This window comes from Corynebacterium sp. AOP12-C2-36 (assembly GCF_052379185.1).
Classification (GTDB): Bacteria; Actinomycetota; Actinomycetes; order Mycobacteriales; family Mycobacteriaceae; genus Corynebacterium.
The window spans coordinates 1-1,323 of sequence record NZ_JBQSYJ010000059.1 but is presented as its reverse complement, the minus strand read 5'-3'; the positions used below and the strand labels follow the sequence as shown (position 1 = coordinate 1,323).

Below are 1,323 nucleotides of genomic sequence, written 5' to 3'. Positions count from 1 at the left end.
GGGCCTGACCCCCTTGTGGTGGACACTTTGAAACCAGCACGCCGCTGGAGAGAAGGTAGTGTTCCACAATGCCCCGCAAGACCTACTCCGAGCAGTTCAAACTAGACGCCGTCGAGCTTCACCACAGCTCACCGGAGCTGACGATCACAGCCCTGGCCGCCGAGCTGGGAATCAACCGCAACACCCTGAAAACCTGGATCAGGACCTACACCCCCGACACCCACGCAGGCGCCAGCCCCGCGAGCGTCCCGGATGCCCCGCAGGCCCGGCGCATCGCCGAGCTGGAGACAACACTGGCCCGCGTGCAACAGGAACGAGACATCCTACGCCGGGCAACACAGTATTTCGCGGGAGAGATGACCTGGTGAGCCGCTTCCAGTTCATTGACGACACCCGCACCGAGTTCCCGGTCAAGCGGCTCTGCCAGGTGTTGGGGATCAACCGTTCCTCGTACTACAAGTACCAGGCCACCCGCCCCCGGCGCACTGCCCGGCTGATCGAGGATGCCCTGCTGGCAGCACGGGTCATCACCGTGTTCGACGCTGCCGGGGGATGCTACGGCGCCAGGCGGGTCACCGCCGAACTCAACGACCCCGCCGCCGGTGGTGGTGCCGCTGCCGCCCCGGTGAATCGTAAACGCGTCGCCAGGCTCATGGCCGCTCACCGGCTGGCAGGGTTCACCAAGAAACGCCGTGTCACAACCACCGCCGCCGAGAAGTCCCGACGAGTGTTCGCCGATCGGGTCCACCGTGATTTCACCGCCGAAGCCCCCAATCAGCTCTACGTCGGTGACATCACCTACCTGCCGATCGCCGATGGGTCGAACATGTACCTGGCCACGGTGATTGACTGCTTCTCGAGGCAGTTGGTTGGTTTCGCCATCGCCGATCACATGCGCACGCCCCTGGTCCAGGAAGCGATCAGTGAGGCTGCTGGTCGCCGGGGTAACTGCGGTGGTCTGGGCGGGGCGGTGTTCCACAGCGACCACGGGTCGGTCTACACCAGCGGGGCGTTCCAGAAAACCTGTCGGGATCTAAAAGCCACCCAGTCGATGGGCACGGTCGGTTCGAGTGCCGACAACGCATTGGCGGAGTCCTTCAACGCCGCGCTCAAGCGCGAGGTCCTGCGGGATCTCAAGAGTTTCGCCACCCAGCTGGTGTGCCGTCGGGAGGTCTTCGCCTGGTGTGTTCGCTACAACACCGTGCGCAGGCATTCCTGGTGCGGGTATCTCACTCCGCAGGGGTTTGAGGAGGCCAGGGCTGTGTAGACTCGTCACCTGTACGATGCCGTATTCCCCGTGTCCACCAAACAGGGGTCAGGCCC

General features: G+C 64.2%; 1 protein-coding gene. It reads left to right on the top strand.

Annotation, left to right across the window (positions count from 1 at the left end; translation table 11 throughout):
* The first annotated feature begins 68 nt into the window (after window positions 1-68).
* Window positions 69-1,267, top strand: a protein-coding gene (locus ACT3UN_RS16425) for an IS3 family transposase (RefSeq protein WP_444657653.1) whose coding sequence is annotated in 2 segments (ribosomal slippage) — window positions 69-351 and window positions 351-1,267 — 1,200 coding nt in all. Because the reading frame shifts where the segments join, the coding sequence is not laid out codon by codon here.
* Window positions 1,268-1,323: the final 56 nt, after the last annotated feature.